General features: G+C 61.3%; 16 protein-coding genes. 9 read left to right on the top strand and 7 right to left on the bottom strand.

Translation table 11 applies throughout. The annotated features are described in order from the left end of the window. Positions 1 to 247 precede the first annotated feature (247 nt). Both kynB and kynA read left to right on the top strand, forming a co-directional pair. Positions 248 to 898 (top strand): arylformamidase, encoded by a 651-nt coding sequence (gene kynB, locus BMX59_RS28595; protein ID WP_093128242.1) that lies wholly within the window; start codon positions 248 to 250, stop codon positions 896 to 898. Continuing rightward, positions 895 to 1752: a tryptophan 2,3-dioxygenase gene (gene kynA, locus BMX59_RS28600; RefSeq protein WP_071489152.1), complete on the top strand. Its 858-nt coding sequence runs from the start codon at positions 895 to 897 to the stop codon at positions 1750 to 1752. Before kynB ends, kynA begins: the two co-directional genes overlap by 4 nt. A 97-nt stretch (positions 1753 to 1849) precedes the next feature. Here kynA and BMX59_RS28605 read toward each other — a convergent pair whose 3' ends face one another. The 4 genes from BMX59_RS28605 to antA all read right to left on the bottom strand — a co-directional run bounded on the left by BMX59_RS28605 (position 1850) and on the right by antA (position 6431). Then, positions 1850 to 3253, bottom strand: coding sequence for an amino acid permease (locus BMX59_RS28605; protein ID WP_071489153.1), 1404 nt, complete (start codon positions 3251 to 3253; stop codon positions 1850 to 1852). Positions 3254 to 3324: 71 nt separating this feature from the next. Further along, entirely contained in the window at positions 3325 to 4332 is a 1008-nt protein-coding gene (gene antC / locus BMX59_RS28610) for an anthranilate 1,2-dioxygenase electron transfer component AntC (RefSeq protein WP_092249438.1), read from the bottom strand. 216 nt (positions 4333 to 4548) lie between these two features. Then, positions 4549 to 5040, bottom strand: a complete 492-nt coding sequence (gene antB, locus BMX59_RS28615) for an anthranilate 1,2-dioxygenase small subunit (protein ID WP_092249435.1) — start codon at positions 5038 to 5040, stop codon at positions 4549 to 4551. Beyond that, on the bottom strand, positions 5040 to 6431 hold the full coding sequence (gene antA, locus BMX59_RS28620) for an anthranilate 1,2-dioxygenase large subunit (protein ID WP_093128245.1): 1392 nt from the start codon (positions 6429 to 6431) through the stop codon (positions 5040 to 5042). Before antA ends, antB begins: the two co-directional genes overlap by 1 nt. 312 nt (positions 6432 to 6743) lie before the next feature. Here antA and BMX59_RS28625 point away from each other — a divergent pair, with 312 nt between their 5' ends. Continuing rightward, the gene (locus BMX59_RS28625; RefSeq protein ID WP_071489157.1) at positions 6744 to 7724 is read left to right on the top strand and encodes an AraC family transcriptional regulator; all 981 of its coding nucleotides are present in this window, start codon (positions 6744 to 6746) and stop codon (positions 7722 to 7724) included. A gap of 43 nt (positions 7725 to 7767) precedes the next feature. On the opposite strand, the gene BMX59_RS28630 is transcribed toward BMX59_RS28625, so the two are convergent. Further along, complete coding sequence (locus tag BMX59_RS28630; RefSeq protein ID WP_093128247.1) at positions 7768 to 8643, bottom strand: LysR family transcriptional regulator; 876 nt, start codon at positions 8641 to 8643, stop codon at positions 7768 to 7770. Positions 8644 to 8757: 114 nt separating this feature from the next. Here BMX59_RS28630 and BMX59_RS28635 point away from each other — a divergent pair, with 114 nt between their 5' ends. The 3 genes from BMX59_RS28635 to catA are packed head-to-tail and all read left to right on the top strand — an operon-like array spanning position 8758 to position 11159. Continuing rightward, on the top strand, positions 8758 to 9885 hold the full coding sequence (locus tag BMX59_RS28635) for a muconate cycloisomerase family protein (protein WP_093128249.1): 1128 nt from the start codon (positions 8758 to 8760) through the stop codon (positions 9883 to 9885). A 12-nt stretch (positions 9886 to 9897) separates the two neighbouring features. Beyond that, on the top strand, positions 9898 to 10188 hold the full coding sequence (gene catC / locus BMX59_RS28640; RefSeq protein WP_092249420.1) for a muconolactone Delta-isomerase: 291 nt from the start codon (positions 9898 to 9900) through the stop codon (positions 10186 to 10188). A 41-nt stretch (positions 10189 to 10229) separates the two neighbouring features. Then, a complete protein-coding gene (gene catA, locus BMX59_RS28645) occupies positions 10230 to 11159 on the top strand; it encodes a catechol 1,2-dioxygenase (protein WP_093128251.1) in 930 nt (309 codons plus the stop codon). 122 nt (positions 11160 to 11281) lie between these two features. On the opposite strand, the gene BMX59_RS28650 is transcribed toward catA, so the two are convergent. Continuing rightward, positions 11282 to 11755 carry an Lrp/AsnC family transcriptional regulator gene (locus BMX59_RS28650; protein ID WP_003176072.1) on the bottom strand — a complete coding sequence of 158 codons (474 nt, stop codon included), beginning with the start codon at positions 11753 to 11755 and terminating at the stop codon, positions 11282 to 11284. Between the two features lie 144 nt (positions 11756 to 11899). On the opposite strand from BMX59_RS28650, the gene kynU reads away from it, so the two are divergent. Together kynU and BMX59_RS28660 are read left to right on the top strand one after the other, a co-directional pair. Further along, a complete protein-coding gene (gene kynU / locus BMX59_RS28655; RefSeq protein WP_093128253.1) occupies positions 11900 to 13150 on the top strand; it encodes a kynureninase in 1251 nt (416 codons plus the stop codon). A 105-nt stretch (positions 13151 to 13255) separates the two neighbouring features. After that, complete coding sequence (locus BMX59_RS28660; RefSeq protein WP_093128255.1) at positions 13256 to 14662, top strand: amino acid permease; 1407 nt, start codon at positions 13256 to 13258, stop codon at positions 14660 to 14662. On the opposite strand, the gene BMX59_RS28665 is transcribed toward BMX59_RS28660, so the two are convergent. After that, positions 14608 to 15498: a LysR family transcriptional regulator gene (locus tag BMX59_RS28665; RefSeq protein ID WP_093128257.1), complete on the bottom strand. Its 891-nt coding sequence runs from the start codon at positions 15496 to 15498 to the stop codon at positions 14608 to 14610. The two genes, BMX59_RS28660 and BMX59_RS28665, sit on opposite strands and share 55 nt — an antisense overlap. An 82-nt stretch (positions 15499 to 15580) precedes the next feature. Between BMX59_RS28665 and BMX59_RS28670 the strand changes: the two genes are divergently transcribed. Beyond that, on the top strand, positions 15581 to 16345 hold the full coding sequence (locus tag BMX59_RS28670) for a sulfite exporter TauE/SafE family protein (protein WP_093128259.1): 765 nt from the start codon (positions 15581 to 15583) through the stop codon (positions 16343 to 16345). The last annotated feature ends 89 nt before the right edge of the window (positions 16346 to 16434 follow it).

Here is a 16434-nt window from a genome sequence, read left to right on the forward strand (position 1 = left end):
TGTGGGAGCCGGGCTTGCCCGCGATAGCGGAGTGTCAGGCTATGAAGATGCAAGCAGTGCCACCGTCATCGCGGGCAAGCCCGGCTCCCACAGGGCACGGTGACGCATCCGGACGATATATTTGTGCGATTTCTCGTCCGTTCTTCGCAGTAAGTGCGAAAGATTTCCTGTCTCACGCCAGAATTCGCAAGAAAATTCGCAGCCGGCCCTCGTATCATTCACCCCAGTAACCGCCGAGAGCCCTGAAATGAACCCAATAAAAACGTGGTGGGATATCAGCCCGCCCTTGAGTACGGCGACCCCGACCTGGCCGGGGGATACGCCGTTCCAGGAAGAGCGCGTGTGGCAGTTCGGCCCGGAGTGTCCAGTGAATGTCGGGCGCATTACCTTGTCGCCGCACACCGGCGCCCACGTGGATGCGCCGCTGCATTACAGCGCGGACGGCGCGGCCATCGGTGAGGTGTCGTTGGATGTGTACATGGGGCCTTGCCGCGTGCTGCATTGCCTGGACAGCGGTGCGCTTATACAGCCGCACCAACTTCAAGACCGTGTGGATAACTTGCCGGAGCGCGTGTTACTGCGAACTTATCCACAAGCGCCGCTGACCGAATGGGATTCTAATTTCACCGCCATCGCCCCGCAGACCATCGAGCTGCTCGCCAGCCTCGGAGTGCGCTTGATCGGCATCGATACGCCCTCGCTGGACCCGCAGCAGTCCAAGACCATGGATTCCCACAACGCCGTGGCGCGCCATGGCATGGCGATTCTCGAAGGCATCGTGCTCGATGACGTCCCCGAGGGCGATTACGAACTGATCGCCCTGCCGCTGCGCTTTGCCAACCTCGACGCGAGCCCTGTCCGCGCCATTCTCCGCCCGCTCAAGGAGCCCACGCGATGAGCCAATGTCCCTTCTCTGCTGACTATCAGCCGCCCGAAGAATGGCATAACGCCGAACTGAATTTTTCCGAGTCCATGAGCTACGGCGATTACCTGGACCTGGGCAAAGTCCTCAGCGCCCAGCACCCGCTGTCGCCGGACCACAACGAAATGCTCTTCATCATCCAGCACCAGACCTCGGAGTTGTGGATGAAGCTGATGCTCCACGAACTCAAGGCCGCCCGCGAACATGTACGCCTGGGCGAGCTGCCACCGGCGTTCAAGATGCTGGCGCGGGTGTCGCGGATCTTCGATCAACTGGTGCACGCCTGGGCGGTGCTGGCGACGATGACGCCCTCGGAGTACAAGGCGATTCGCCCGTTCCTGGGGCAGTCGTCGGGGTTCCAGTCATTCCAGTACCGCGAGATCGAATTTATCCTCGGCAATAAAAGCGCGGCGCTGTTGCGGCCCCATGCCCATCGGCCGGAACTGTTGAACGAGTTGAAAGTGGCAATTGCCACGCCGTCGCTGTATGACGAGGCGATCAACCTGATGATCAAGGCGGGCCTGGCGATTGATCCAAAGCGGGCCGAGCGCGACCCGACGGCGGCGACGGTTCACGATGAGTCCGTGGAGGCGGCGTGGCGTGAGGTGTACCGCGACCCGAAGCGTTACTGGGATTTGTATCAGTTGGCCGAGAAGTTTATCGACCTGGAGGATTCGTTCCGTCAGTGGCGTTTCCGCCATGTGACGACGGTGGAGCGGATTATCGGCTTCCAGCCGGGCACGGGTGGCACGGAAGGTGTGGGGTATTTGCGCAAGATGCTCGATACCGTGCTGTTCCCAGAACTGTGGCGAGTACGTTCCACGCTGTAAACAAAATGTGGGAGGGGGCTTGCCCCCGATGGCAGTGTCAGTCAGTACATCGGGTACTGATAGACCGCTATCGGGGGCAAGCCCCCTCCCACAGGCATCACTGCGCGTTGACTATCGCGTGACTTCTGCGAACCCGCAGCCGATAGGCAATGTAGATAATCCCCACCCACACCGGCATCGCATACACCGACTCGCTGATGCCCGGAATCGCCAGCATCACGCTGATGATCATCACCATGAACGCCAGGCACAGGTAGTTGCTGAACGGGAACCAGAAGGTCTTGAACGACGGCGTCAGGCCCTGTTCGCCCATGGCCTTGCGGAACTTGATGTGGGTGATGCTGATCAGCGCCCAGTTGATCATCAGCGAGGCAACCACCAGCGCGAACAGCAACTCCAGGGCGCTCTTCGGTGCGACGTAGTTGACCACCACGCACAGCATCGTCACCAGGGCCGAAATCGCCAGGGCGCGGATCGGCACGCCTTGCTTGTTCAGCTTCATCAGCGACTTGGGCGCATCGCCTTGCTCGGCCAGGCCGAACAGCATGCGGCTGTTGCAGTACACGCCGCTGTTGTACACCGACAGCGCCGCGGTCAGCACCACGAAGTTGAGAATGTGGGCGGCGGTGTCGTTACCGATCAGCGAGAAGATCTGCACGAATGGGCTGCCGCTGTAGGCATCGCCCGACGCGCCGAGGGTTTGCAGCAGTTGGTCCCATGGGTAGAGCGACAACAGCACGGTCAATGCGCCGACGTAGAAAATCAGGATGCGGTACACCACCTGGTTGATCGCTTTCGGGATGACCTTGCGCGGTTCGCTGGCTTCGGCGGCGGTGATGCCCACCAACTCCAGGCCACCGAAGGAGAACATGATGAACGCCATGGACATCAACAGCCCCATGCCGCCATTGGGGAAGAACCCGCCGTGGCTCCACAGGTTGCTCACCGACGCCTGCGGGCCGCCGGTGCCGCTGAATAGCAGGTAGCAACCGAGCACGATCATGCCGACAATCGCCACCACCTTGATGATCGCGAACCAGAACTCGGCTTCACCGAAGAACTTCACGTTGAGGGTGTTGATCAGGTTCACCGCCACGAAGAACACCAGCGCGCTGACCCAGGTCGGGATCTGCGGCCACCAGAACTGGATGTACTTGCCCACCGCCGTCAGTTCGGCCATGCCTACTAGCACGTAGAGTACCCAGTAGTTCCAGCCGGCCAGGAAGCCCGCGTAGCCGCCCCAGTATTTGTGGGCGAAGTGGCTGAAGGAACCGGCCACCGGCTCTTCGACGATCATCTCGCCAAGCTGGCGCATGATCAGGAATGCGATAAAACCGGCAATCGCGTAGCCCAGGATCATCGACGGCCCCGCCGACTTGAGTACCCCGGCCGAGCCGAGGAACAACCCCGTGCCGATCGCCCCTCCCAAGGCGATCAACTGAATGTGCCGGTTCTTCAGGCCACGCTTGAGGCCCACCGGGTTAACCATGTCATCCGCCATTAACATTCCCTTCTACTTGTTTTTCTCAGGGTGGAGTGCACGCCGCATCTACCCCTCAGAAGTGCTGAGGGTCAGATATTACTCTGCGTGAACTTTTCGTAATACAGCTGAACGCCATCAAGTGCCTGATCCGCCAGCCATTGTTGGACGGATTCGACCATTGGAGGGGGGCCGCACAGGTACATATCCGCCGATCTGTCCCGCCATTCGGCCAGGTCGAAATGCTCGGTGAGGTAACCGCGCTTGCCGGGCCATTCGTCCGAGGGCGCGCTGAGCACTTCGGTGTAGCGAAAGTCCGGGATTTTCGCGGCGTAGGCCTGGATGCGCGCCGCTTCGCACAAGTCTTCTGCGCCACGTACGCCGTAGTACAGGTGCACGGGCTGGTCGCAGCCGTTGGCGGCCAGTTCATCGAGCATGCCCAGCAACGCCGATAACCCGGTGCCGCCCGCCACCAGCACCAAGGGTTTGCAGACGTGCCGCAGGTAGAAAGCGCCGAGGGGTGCTTCCATCACCAGTTCATCACCCACCTGGCAACGCTCGCGCAGGTAGTTGCTCATCACCCCATCCGGCAGCAGGCGCACCAGGAATTGCAATTGATTGCCCGGAAGGTTGGCGAAGGAATACGAGCGCCAACTGTCCGTGCCAGGCACCGACAGGCGTGCATATTGGCCCGGCAGGAAATCCAGTGCCTGATCCAACTGCACCTGCAGGATCGCCGTGCTGGCCGACACCTGCTCCACCGCGCTCACGGTGCCCTTGACCTGAACCGGCCCCGGCGCATTGCACAGGCTCGAATCAAAGTCGAAGTAGAACGTCGCATCGGACTTCACCCGCGTCTGGCAACTGAGCATCTTGCGCTGTTGCAGGTCGAGGTTGGACAGGGCCTCTTCGTCGACATAATCCTGGCTGTACTCGCCGGATTCGCAACGGCCCTGGCAAGTGCCGCACACGCCTTCACGGCAATCCAGCGGGATCTTGATGCCGTTGCGCAGTGCTGCATCCAGCAGGATTTCATTGGCGCCGACGGGGAAGAACAGCGTCTTGCCGTCGGCAAAACTGAAGGCCACTTTGTGATTCATGTGTTGCTCTCCGCATATTTATAACGTGCGCATAACTTGTGGCGAGCGGGCTTGCCCCGCGTTGGGCTGCGAAGCAGCCCCAATAAGACCACCGCATTTTTCCAGCTGAAAACCCGGTGTCTTCCAGAGGGGCCGCTACGCAGCCCAACGCGGGGCAAGCCCGCTCGCCACAACAAGCACTCTCACCACAAGAGCATCTCGGTGATTTAGCCGTGGTCAGAGGTGATAGAAATCCAGCACCGAGTTAATGGTGTCGTTGAGCAGCAGCGCATGCTTGCGGGTGATCAACCAGCTGTCGCCTTCCGGTTTGAGGGTATAGGTGGCGTGGCCGTAAAACTGCTCCGACGTGGCCAGGCGATAGAACAGCGTGTGCCAATTCAGTCGCACCTCCAGCGTGCCATCCGCCTGCTCGGCAACGCGCACGTTGTTGATCATGTGCAGCGTGCGCGGCATCGGTGTGGCCGACGCCGCCTTGCCGGTGCGCAAACGGAACACGCGGTCTTCCAGGCCCGAACGGTTCGCGTAGTAGATCAGCGACATTTCGCGCTTGGGGTCGCGGGTGTAGACGTGTTCCGAGTCCCACTGCGGCAAGTGGAACTCACTCTGCGGGTCGAACAACTGCACATAGGCGTCCCAGTCCTGGGCGTCGCACAGCTCGGACTTGCGGTAGAAGAACTGTTCGATGCGGTACTGCAATGGGGCATTCATCATTTCACCTCCCGCAGTTTCAGCGCTTGTTGATCGAGGCCGTTGAGCAGGAACTGCTGCCAGTTGCGGTGCTGGTTAACGTAGAGGCCTTCATGGGTGAATTCTGTGCCGGTCATGGCCGGCTGGATGCCGATGGCTTCGCTGTTCGGCGTGGGCCCGGTTGCCCAGCGGTGGCTGCCGCGTGAGATGTCGCTCCAGCGTTCAAGCCGGCCTTGGAACCCGCGCTGGGCTTCGCGGAACTCCACCAGGTCATCCGGCGTGCCCATGCCCGACACGTTGAAGAAGTCTTCGAACTGGCGGATGCGGTTCTCGCGATCGGCGTCGGACTCGCCCTTCACCCCCAGGCATTGGCTGATGATCTCGGTCTTGTTCCACGCCACCGGGCGGATGATGCGCAGCTGCGAGCTGATCTGGTCGAGGAAGAACAGGCTCGGGTAGATATTCAGGTTGCGCAGGCGGTGCATCATCCACTCGGCCTTCTGCTGGCCGTGCTCCCGCACCAGGCGCGGCATGATGGTGGCGTAGCCGGAGCGCACGCTGGGGTTGGGCATGTCGCTGAACAGCACACTGTGGCCATTGTGGAAGGCGAACCAGCCGTCATCGGTATTGGCGTCGCCGGCGCCGAGTTTGCTGTAGTCCAGGGTGCTGCCGGCCCCTGTGCCGTTCTCGGTGTTCACCTGCTGGCGATGCTGCACGGTGGCCACATAGTTGTAGTGCACGGTGCTGACGTGATAACCGTCCAGGCCGTTTTCGTTCTGCAGCTTCCAGTTGCCGTCGTAGGTGTAGGCGGATTTGCCCGGCAGTACTTCCAGTTCGCCGGTGGCGGACTGCGCGACCATCATGTCGAAGAACACTTTGGCGTCGCCGAGGAAATCCTCCAGGCTGTCGCTGCCATTTACGTCCAGGCTGATAAACACAAAGCCCTTGTAGCTCTCGATGCGCGCCTTTTTCAGGCCGCGCGTGGCCTTGTCGAAACCGTCCCGGTATTCCCCCGGCGCCTTGACCTTCACCAGCCGGCCATCGCTCTTGTAGCACCAGGCATGGAACGGGCAGGTGAACGTGGATTGGTTGCCTTTGCCGACCCGCGTCAGCGTGGTGCCGCGGTGCTGGCAGGCGTTGATCAACGCATTGAGGCGGCCTTCGCCATCGCGGGTGATGATCATCGGCTGGCGCCCGGCGCGCAGGGTCACGAAGTCGTGGTTGTTGGCCAGTTCGCTTTCGTGGCAGGCGTAGATCCAGTTCTTTTCGAAGATCAGTTCCATCTCCAGATCGAACAGTTCCGGCTCGGTGAACATGTCGCGGGCGATGCGGAATACTTCATCCACCGGGCGAAAGTCCAGGCAACCTTCGATAAACGTTTTCCACTGCTCGACGCTTCTTGCACCACTCATGGGAGGCACCTTTTTGATAGGGGCTGATCGGTGGTTTATTAGAGGCAGCGCGGCAGGACGCGGGCTATCCGCTTAGTGGGGGAACCTGCGCCGGATAATTGGGCAGCAAATACCCAACCCGGTGCGCAGCGGTGACGGGATGCGCTACTGTCTTGCAGGGCAGTGGTCGCAAAAGCCGGGGTCTTATCCACTTAGTCGACCCTTGCTATCCACCCGCTGGCCATTGCGCCGGCGTGGCGCATTAATTGCTGTCGAACAACAACGACGCGCCGCCAGAGCGCGCAACAGCCTAACCGCCGTGGGTGCACCCTGATGAGCAGCCAAACGATTCAACGCTTCGACCTGGAAGGCGCCCGCAGCTGGATGTCGGGCATTTGCGGGCCCCATCGCCTGGCCACCAATACGCCGGAGCGCCTGCGCTTTCACCACAGCGCCAACGTGTTCAAGTCCCGCGCCACCACCCTGGGGGTGATCGAGTACGGCACCGACGTGACCATCGACATCGAAGACGCCGAGCATTTCAGCAGCTACAGCCTGAGCCTGCCGCTGGTGGGCGAACAGGAGTTGAGCAAGAACGGTGAGCGCCTGAGTTCCAACCGCGACCAGGGCGTGATCATCTCGCCCAATGAGCATCAGGTGCTGGCGATCTCCGGCGATTGCCGAAAGTTGCAGGTGGTGATCACGCGGGCGGCGATGAGTGAATCGCTGGAAGGTTTGCTGCAACGGCCGATTGAGGCGCCGCTGCGCTTTGAGTCGGTGATGGACGCAGTGGACGGCGCTTCGGCGTCGTGGTGGCGCATGGCGCGCTACTTCATCGCCGAGCTTGAGCATGGCAGCGAGTTATACGAGCAGGCCGCTTTTACCCGCGACCTGGAAAGCTCGCTGATCAAGGGCCTGATCCTGGCCCAGCCGAACAACTACTCCGAAGAACTGCGCGATGTCCTGGGCGTGAAACTGCCGCATTATCTGATCCGTGCGCGGCAGTACATCCATGACAACGCTCGGGAAGCGGTGCACCTGGAGGACCTGGAGGCCGCTGCGGGGGTATCGCGGTTCAAGCTGTTCGATGCCTTTCGCAAATACTTTGCGCTGTCGCCGATGGCCTATTTGAAGAAGTACCGGCTGGGCGTCGTGCGCCAGGAAATCCTTGAACACGGCTCTACCCGTACCATCTCTGAGATCGCCCTGGGCTGGGGCTTTACCCACCTGGGGCGGTTTTCGGCGGAGTATCGAAAATTGTTCGACGAGTCCCCTAGCCAAACCCTGCAGCGCAAGCGCCTGCGCAGCCTTTGAATACAATGAAGCTCCCACAGGGGTTTGTAGTGTTTGGGATAAATCAGATGAGCTCTTCCACCAGTTGCAGGCAATGACTGAGCCCTGGCGACTGGTCATTCACCCGTCGGCTCAGAATGATTGGCGAGGTCGCCGTGGCTTCCACAATCGGCGTGTAGCCGATGTCTGCACGGTGCAGCACTTGCACCGAGGCGGGCACCAGCGTCACGCCCATGCCGGCGCCGACCAGGCCAATGGCGGTCTGCAACTCGTTGGTCCACTGCGCCACCTTGAGGCTCAAGCCATGGGCGTCGAACAGCGCGATCACATGGTCGGCGTAGCTGGGGCGTGGGTTGCCGGGGTAGAGCACAAAAGGTTCGGCGGCCAGTTGGGCGAGGGTGGCGGGCGCATCGAGCAACGGGTGACCGGCAGGCAGCACGGCGACCAGCCGGTCCTCCACCAGCACGCGCTGGACGATGGCCGGGTCATCGATGCGAATTCGCCCGAACCCCACGTCGATGCGCCCGGCCTTGAGCGCTTCGACCTGCTGCAAAGTGGTCATCTCCGACAGCCCCAACTCCAGCTCCAGCGCCTCATGGGTACGCAATCGGCGGATCAATTCGGGCAGCACGCCGTACAGGGTCGACGGCGCAAAACCGATGCCCAGCCATGTCTTCTCGCCCTGGCCGATACGCCGGGTGTTGTCACAGACCTTGTTCAATTGCTCCAGCAGCACGTTGGCGTGTTCATAAAAAAACCGCCCGGCCTCGGTCAGCCGCAGCGGTCGGCCACGTTCAAGCAAAATGACGCCCAGTTCATCCTCCAATTGCTGGATCTGCCGACTCAATGGCGGCTGGGCGATGTGCAGGCGTTCGGCGGCGCGGGTGAAGTTGAGGGTCTCTCCCAGCACCTGGAAGTAGCGCAGGTGACGCAGTTCCATGACGGCTCCTTTCATACCTTCAGGGTATTGTGCGAGACCCATTCTATATTGGAAGCCTTGAAAAATACGGCACAGAATCGGCTAAAACCTATAAAGAACCCAACGGGTATAGCCATGCCGATTTGCGCCATCGAGTCGATCGACACGATCATCGTCGACCTCCCCACCATTCGCCCGCACAAGCTGGCGATGCACACCCTGCAAAACCAGACCCTGGTGATCATCCGCCTGCGCTGCGCCGACGGTATCGAAGGCATCGGCGAAGCCACTACCATTGGCGGCTTGAGCTATGGCAATGAAAGCCCCGACAGCATCAAGGTCAACATCGACCGCCACTTCGCGCCGCTGCTGATCGGCCAGGACGCCAGTAATATCAACGCTGCCATGTTGCGCCTGGAGCGCAGCATCCGTGGCAACACCTTTGCCAAGTCCGGTATCGAAAGCGCCTTGCTCGACGCTCTCGGCAAACGCCTGCACCTGCCGGTCAGCGAACTGCTCGGCGGGCGTGTGCGCGACGCGCTGCCGGTGGCCTGGACCCTGGCCAGCGGCAACACCGAGCAGGACATTGCCGAGGCCGAAAAGATGCTCGACCTGCGCCGCCACCGCCTCTTCAAGTTGAAGATCGGCGCCGGTGAGGTCAGCCAGGACCTGGCCCATGCGATCGCGATCAAAAAGGCCCTGGGCGACCGCGCCAGCGTGCGCGTCGACGTCAACCAGGCCTGGGACGAAGCGGTGGCACTGCGGGCGTGCCAGGTGCTCGGCGACAACGGCATCGACCTGATCGAACAGCCCATCTCGCGCAATAACCGTGGCGGCATGGCACGGCTCAACCTGTCGAGCCCGGCGCCGATCATGGCGGATGAATCCATCGAGTGCGTCGAGGACGCGTTCAACCTGGCCCGCGACGGCGCGGCGTCGGTGTTCGCCCTCAAGATCGCCAAGAACGGCGGCCCACGTGCCGTGCTGCGCACCGCCGCGATTGCCGAAGCGGCGGGTATCGGCCTGTACGGCGGCACCATGCTCGAAGGCGGCATTGGCACCCTGGCGTCGGCGCATGCCTTCCTTACGCTGAACAAACTGGCGTGGGGCACCGAGCTGTTCGGCCCGTTGCTGCTTACCGAAGACATCCTCACCGAGCCGCCGGTGTACCGCGACTTCCAGCTGCATATCTCCACCGCACCGGGCCTGGGCCTGGCCATCGATGAAGAGCGCCTGGCGTTCTTGCGTCGTGACAAACACTAAGAGGCGCCTGTCATGTTGTTCCACGTAAAAATGACCGTGAACCTGCCGCTCGACATGAACCCCGAGCGCGCAGCCCGCCTCAAGGCCGATGAAAAGGCGCTGGCGCAGCGCCTGCAACACGAAGGCAAATGGCGCCACCTGTGGCGCATCGCCGGGCACTACGCCAACTACAGCGTGTTCGATGTCGACAGCGTGCAGGCGCTGCATGACCTGCTGATGCAACTGCCGCTGTTCCCCTATATGGCCATCGAAGTGAATGCCCTGTGCCGGCACCCGTCGTCGATCCATGACGACGACCGCTAGGCCGGTTTCCAGACCAATAACTACAAGATGAGGAATGCACCATGTCCATCCGACTGTCCCAGACTGCCCATGCCCAACAGTTTCTCGAAGAGGCCAGCGGCAACCTCAACGACGCTGGCAACCCGCGCACCAAGGCGCTGATCTACCGGATCCTGCGCGACACCGTGAACATCATCGAAGACCTGGAAGTGACCCCGGAAGAGTTCTGGAAGGCGGTCAACTACCTCAACGAGCTGGGCAAGCACCAGGAAGCCGGATTGCTCGCCGCCGGGCTGGGCCTTGAGCATTACCTGGACTTGCTGATGGACGCTGCCGACGAGGAAGCCGGCAAATCCGGCGGCACGCCGCGCACCATTGAAGGCCCGCTGTATGTGGCCGGGGCGCCGTTGAGCAAGTACGAGGCGCGGCTGGATGATGGCAAGGACGATGCGGTGCCGCTGTTCATGCGCGGGCAGGTGCGCGATACCAACGGCAAACCGCTGGCCGGGGCGATTGTGGACGTGTGGCAGGCCAATACGGGCGGTACTTACTCGTGGTTCGACCCGACGCAATCGGAGTTCAACCTGCGCCGGCGCATCGAGACCGATGCCCAAGGCAACTACCGGTTCCGCAGTATCGTGCCGTCGGGCTACGGTTGCCCACCGACCGGGCCGACCCAGCAACTGCTGGATCAGCTCGGGCGCCACGGGCAGCGGCCGGCGCATATCCACTTCTTTATTTCGGCGCCGGGGCACCGGCACCTGACCACACAGATCAACCTGTCGGATGACCCGTACCTGCATGACGACTTTGCCTATGCGACGCGGAATGAGTTGATCGCCGAGATTCGCTTCAGTGACGACCCGCAACTGGCGCGGGAGTTTGGCGTGGAGGGGCGGTTTGCGCAGATTGATTTTGACTTTGCGTTGCAGGTAGCGGATGCGCCGGTAGAGCAGAAACGCATGCAACGAGTCCGCGCTCTGGAAGATTAAACGCGATTCAAAATGTGGGAGGGGGCTTGCCCCCGATGGCGGCGGTGAAGCCAATATATTAATTGGCTGAACCATTGCTATCGGGGGCAAGCACCCTCCCACAGGGTATTGTGGTGGCGTGGTTATTTGCGTACCACCAAGTCCAGCACCTCATCCCGATCCTTGATCTTCTGCAACACAATCTCCGAACGGATATCCATCACCCCCGCCGTGCGGTTCAGATGGTTCACGATAAAGTCCGAAAAGTGCTTGAGGTTGCGCGCCTGCACCCGCAGCACATAGTTGCTGGCGCCGGTGATCACGTAGGCGCTGGCGACCTCCGGCCAGCCCTGCACCTTCTTGATGAACGTCTCGTGCCAATCCTCCACATCCTGGCGCAACGACAGGTGCACGATGGCCTCCAGCTCAATCCCCAACTGCTCCGCATTCAGCACCGCACGGTAACCGCTGATGATGCCCTCGCTCTCCAGCAGGCGCAGACGGCGCAGGCACGCGGACGGCGACAGCGCGACTTTTTCGGCCAGTTCCTGGTTGCTGATGCGGCCATCCTGCTGCAGGAAATGCAGGAGGCGCAGGTCGGTGGCGTCGAGAATCATGGTTAGAATAAATCCGCGTGTTTGGGGGTTAAATTCGAATTTCCTACAGCTTAATTAGCCTGTTGCCCGCCACTTTGCACGAAAATTCTCTAAAAGTTCGTTCATTATTTGGTCCATTCTTACCTATAAAAACCAGGACAGCCCATGACCACGCGAAGCCACTGCCTAGCCCTCGACGAACAAGATCCGCTGGCGCCACTGCGCCGCCAGTTTGCGTTGCCGGAGGGCGTGATCTATCTCGACGGCAACTCCCTCGGCGCACGCCCGGTGACGGCGTTGGCACGAGCCCAGGCAGTGATTGCCGAAGAATGGGGTAATGGCCTGATCCGTAGTTGGAACAGCGCCGGCTGGGCGGACCTGTCCCAGCGCCTGGGTAACCGCCTGGCGCCGTTGATCGGCGCGGGCGACGGTGAAGTGGTGATCACCGATACCACCTCGATCAACCTGTTCAAGGTGCTCAGCGCCGCGTTGACCGTGCAGCGTCAACGCCAACCGCACCGCAAGGTGATCGTCAGCGAGGCGAGCAACTTTCCGACCGACCTGTATATCGCCGAAGGCCTGGCCGAGCTGCTGCAACAGGGCTATGCCCTGCGCCTAGTGAACAGTCCGGACGAATTGCCCCAGGCCATCGACCAGGATGTAGCGGTGGTGATGCTCACCCACGTCAACTACAAGACCGGCTACATGTACGACATGCAGGCGCTGACTGCCCTGAGCCATGAGTGCGGCGCGCTGAGTATCTGGGACCTGGCGCACTCGGCGGGCGCGGTGCCCATCGACCTGCATCAGGCCGGTGCCGATTATGCGATTGGCTGCACCTACAAGTACCTCAACGGCGGCCCGGGCTCCCAGGCGTTTGTGTGGGTCAACCCGGCGTTGGTGGATGTGGTGCGCCAGCCGTTGTCGGGCTGGTTCGGTCACACCCGGCAGTTCGCCATGGAATCGAACTACGCGCCGAGTGCGGGTATCGCGCGTTACCTGTGCGGCACCCAACCGATCGCCTCGCTGGCGATGGTGGAATGCGGGCTGGAGATTTTCGCCCAGACCGATATGGCGAGTCTGCGCAGCAAGTCCCTGGCGTTGACCGATCTGTTTATCGCATTGGTCGAAGCACGTTGCGCTGCTCATGAACTGGTGCTGATCACCCCGCGTGAACACGCCCGGCGCGGCAGTCATGTGAGCTTTGAACACCCCGAAGGCTACGCGGTGATCCAGGCCTTGATCGCCCGTGGCGTGATCGGTGACTACCGCGAGCCGCGCATCATGCGCTTTGGGTTTACGCCGTTGTACACAAGCTTTACCGAGGTGTTTGATGCCGTGGAAATCCTGGGCGAAATCCTCGACAACCGCACCTGGGACCAACCGCAATTCAAAGTCCGCAACAGCGTGACCTGACCACAACGCAGATAAAGATGTGGGAGGGGGCTTGCCCCCTCCCACAGGGAATTTGTGACAACAGTTAATAAATAGTGCAATCACAATAATAATGGGGCACACCACATGACCACGCCAGACACCGGCTTTGCCGAGATCACCCACCGCGAACTGGGCCTGCGGCGCCAGCTCACTTCCGGCCAGATGAGCATGATCGCCATCGGCGGCGCCATTGGCACCGGGCTGTTCATGGGCAGTGCCTATGCCATTGGGTATGCCGGGCCCAGTGTGCTGGTGAGCTATGCCATCGGCGCGTTGATCACCTTGTTATTGATGGGCTGCCTGGCGGAGATGACGGTGGCGCATTCCACCTCGGGCTCGTTCGGCGCTTATGCCGAGTTCTACATCAGCCCGCTGGCCGGTTTCCTGGTGCGCTACGCCTACTGGGCGGCGATTGTGCTGGCGGTGGGTGCGGAGGTTACGGCGGTCGCGATGTACATGAAGTACTGGTTCGCCAACGTGCCGGAATGGGTGTGGATCGTATCGTTTTCCAGTGTGCTGATCCTGCTCAACGCCATCAGCGTGAAGACCTTCGGCAACTTCGAATACTGGTTCTCGACGATCAAGATCAGCGCCATCGTCGGCTTCATCCTCCTCGCCGTGTACGTCGTGTTCGGCTCCGGCAACCCGGAGTACGGCGTGCAGAACTACACGGCCCACGACGGCTTTTTTCCCCATGGCCTGAGCGGCATGTGGATCGCCGTGATCGTGTCGATCTTCAGCTACCTGAGCGTGGAGATGATCGCCGTGGCCGCCGGTGAAGCGGCCGACCCGGAACAGGCGGTGAAGAAAGCCTTCCGTGCGACCATCGTGCGCCTGGTGGTGTTTTACCTGCTGACCCTGGCGCTGATGCTGGCCATCGTGCCGTGGAACCAGGCCGGGCAGACCCAGAGCCCCTTCGTCACGGTAATGCAGACCATCGGCATTCCCGGCGCCACCGGGGTGATGAACTTCGTGATTTTGATCGCAGCGTTGTCGGCCATGAACAGCCAGCTCTACATCACCACCCGCATGATGTTCAGCCTGTCCCGTGCCGGCTTCGCGCCCAAGGCCATGGGCGCCTTGAGCAAGAGCGGCATTCCGCTGAATGCGTTGCTGCTGTCCAGTTCGGGCATCGCCCTGGCGACGTTGCTCAACGTGGTATACCCGCAAAGCTCGTTCACCTTGATGATGGCGATCTCGATGTTCGGCGCGATCTTCACCTGGTTCATGATCTTCCTTACGCACCTGTTCTTCCGTCGCTACCGCCAGCGCCACGGTGGGCCGACGCTGTCGTTCCAACTGCGCTTTTTTCCCTACAGCACCCTGCTGGGCCTGGTGCTGATGGGCGCGGTGATGATCACCACGTATTTAACCGAGGCGTTCAAGATGACGCTGGTGTTTGGCGTGCCGTTCCTGCTGATTTTGTCGGCGGTGTATTACGGGTTTTTCCGCAAGGGCAGGGCCAAGGCGTCGAACAAGGCCTTGGCGTAACCGGGCAGGAGTTCGAACGAGCGCGCGCATAACAGCAGCTTCCGGCAGGCCCACTCTTCTTGCAGGGGGTGGACCTTGAAGCTGGATTCCAGCGGCCAGCGCTCCAGTGCCGCCTGGGGCACGATACCCAGGCCGGCGCCGCGCGCGACCATGCGGATCACCCCATCAAACCCCTCGGCGCGGATGCGTGTTTGCAGGCGAAAACCCGCGTGCAATGCCTGTTCTTCGAGGTAAACCGTCAACGCGCTGTGGGAGGCGAGGCCCACAAAATCGTGTTGCAGGCTATCGATAAAGCTCCCTGCGGTGAACGGATGATCCTGCGGGGTGATCAGCACCAGCGGGTCATCGCGAAAGGGCAGGGTCTGCAGGCCGTGGGTGTCTACCGCGTCGGAAATGATCCCGAGGTCCGCTGTGCCCTGGCGCAAGGCCTGGGTGATGCGCAGGCTTGGCAGCTCCTGCAAGTCGATGTCGAGGTTGGGGTGTTCACGCAAAAAGTCCGCCAGCAACTCCGGCAGGTATTCGCTGAGGGCCGTGGTGTTGCATAGCAGGCGCACCTGGCCCTTGATGCCGTTGGCGTATTCCGCGAGGTCCTGGCGCAGATGCTCGGCCTGTTGCAGCAACAGGCGGGCGTGGCGGGCCAGGGCCTTGCCTGCGGGCGTTGGGGTAACGCCACGGCGGCCACGTTCAAGAAACTCGATGCCCAGCGAAGCCTCCATCGCTCGGATGCGGGCGCTGGCCGCCGCGAGGGACAAGTGGCTGCGGGCTGCTCCGGCGGTGATATTGCCTGTGTCGAAGATATGCAGGTAAAGGCGCAGGTCTATCAGGTCAAAATGCATGGCGCCAGCCTCTGGCAAAACAAGAGTCTGCCTCAGTATATGGCGAATTTTCGGCCTCATCGAAAAACCGCACTATCACCCCATGAATACATTCCTCGCGTTTTACCAAGATATCGGCCCAGCCCTGACACTGCTGGTGATCGGCACCTTCATGCTCGCCGGCACCGTCAAGGGTGTGATTGGCCTGGGCTTGCCGACAGTCTCCATGGGCTTGCTCGGTCTGGCTATGTTACCGGCGCAGGCTGCAGCGTTGCTGATCATCCCATCGACGATCACCAACCTGTGGCAACTGGCGTTCGGCGGCCATCTGAATGCGTTGCTCAAACGCCTGTGGCCGATGCTGTTGCTGATCTTTATCGGTACCGGGCTTGGCACGCTGTGGCTGGGCCTGAGTGGAGGGCGATGGGTAGGCCATGCGTTGGGCGGGGCGTTGCTAGCGTATGCACTGAGCGGGCTGTTCCTGCCCACGTTCAAGGTGAAGCCTCGAACCGAATGCTGGTTGGGCCCTTTGTGTGGTGTTATCACCGGCATCATCACCTCGGCGACCGGCGTGTTTGTGATCCCCGCCGTGCCTTATCTGCAAGCCCTGGGCTTGAACCGCAATCAGTTGGTGCAGGCGCTGGGGCTGTCCTTCACCGTGTCGACCCTGGCGCTCGCTGCCGGCATGGCGTGGCACGGCACGCTCGGAGGTGGGGAGATCAATGCTTCATTGTTGGCATTGGTGCCGGCGCTGCTGGGCATGTGGTTGGGCCAGGCGGTGCGTCAGCGCATCAGTGCGGTGTTGTTCAAGCGCGTATTTTTCATCGGCATGGCGTTGCTGGGCGCCCATCTGCTGATCAGCGGTTAACAATGCGCGGGTAATTCGTGCCTTTTGGTCAAATGTATTTTGCCGCACCACCGCTTATTCCGAGGGGCCGATGTCGATAGCCTGCCGGC

The organism is Pseudomonas sp. NFR09 (genome assembly GCF_900111535.1).
Lineage (GTDB): Bacteria > Pseudomonadota > Gammaproteobacteria > Pseudomonadales > Pseudomonadaceae > Aquipseudomonas > Aquipseudomonas extremorientalis.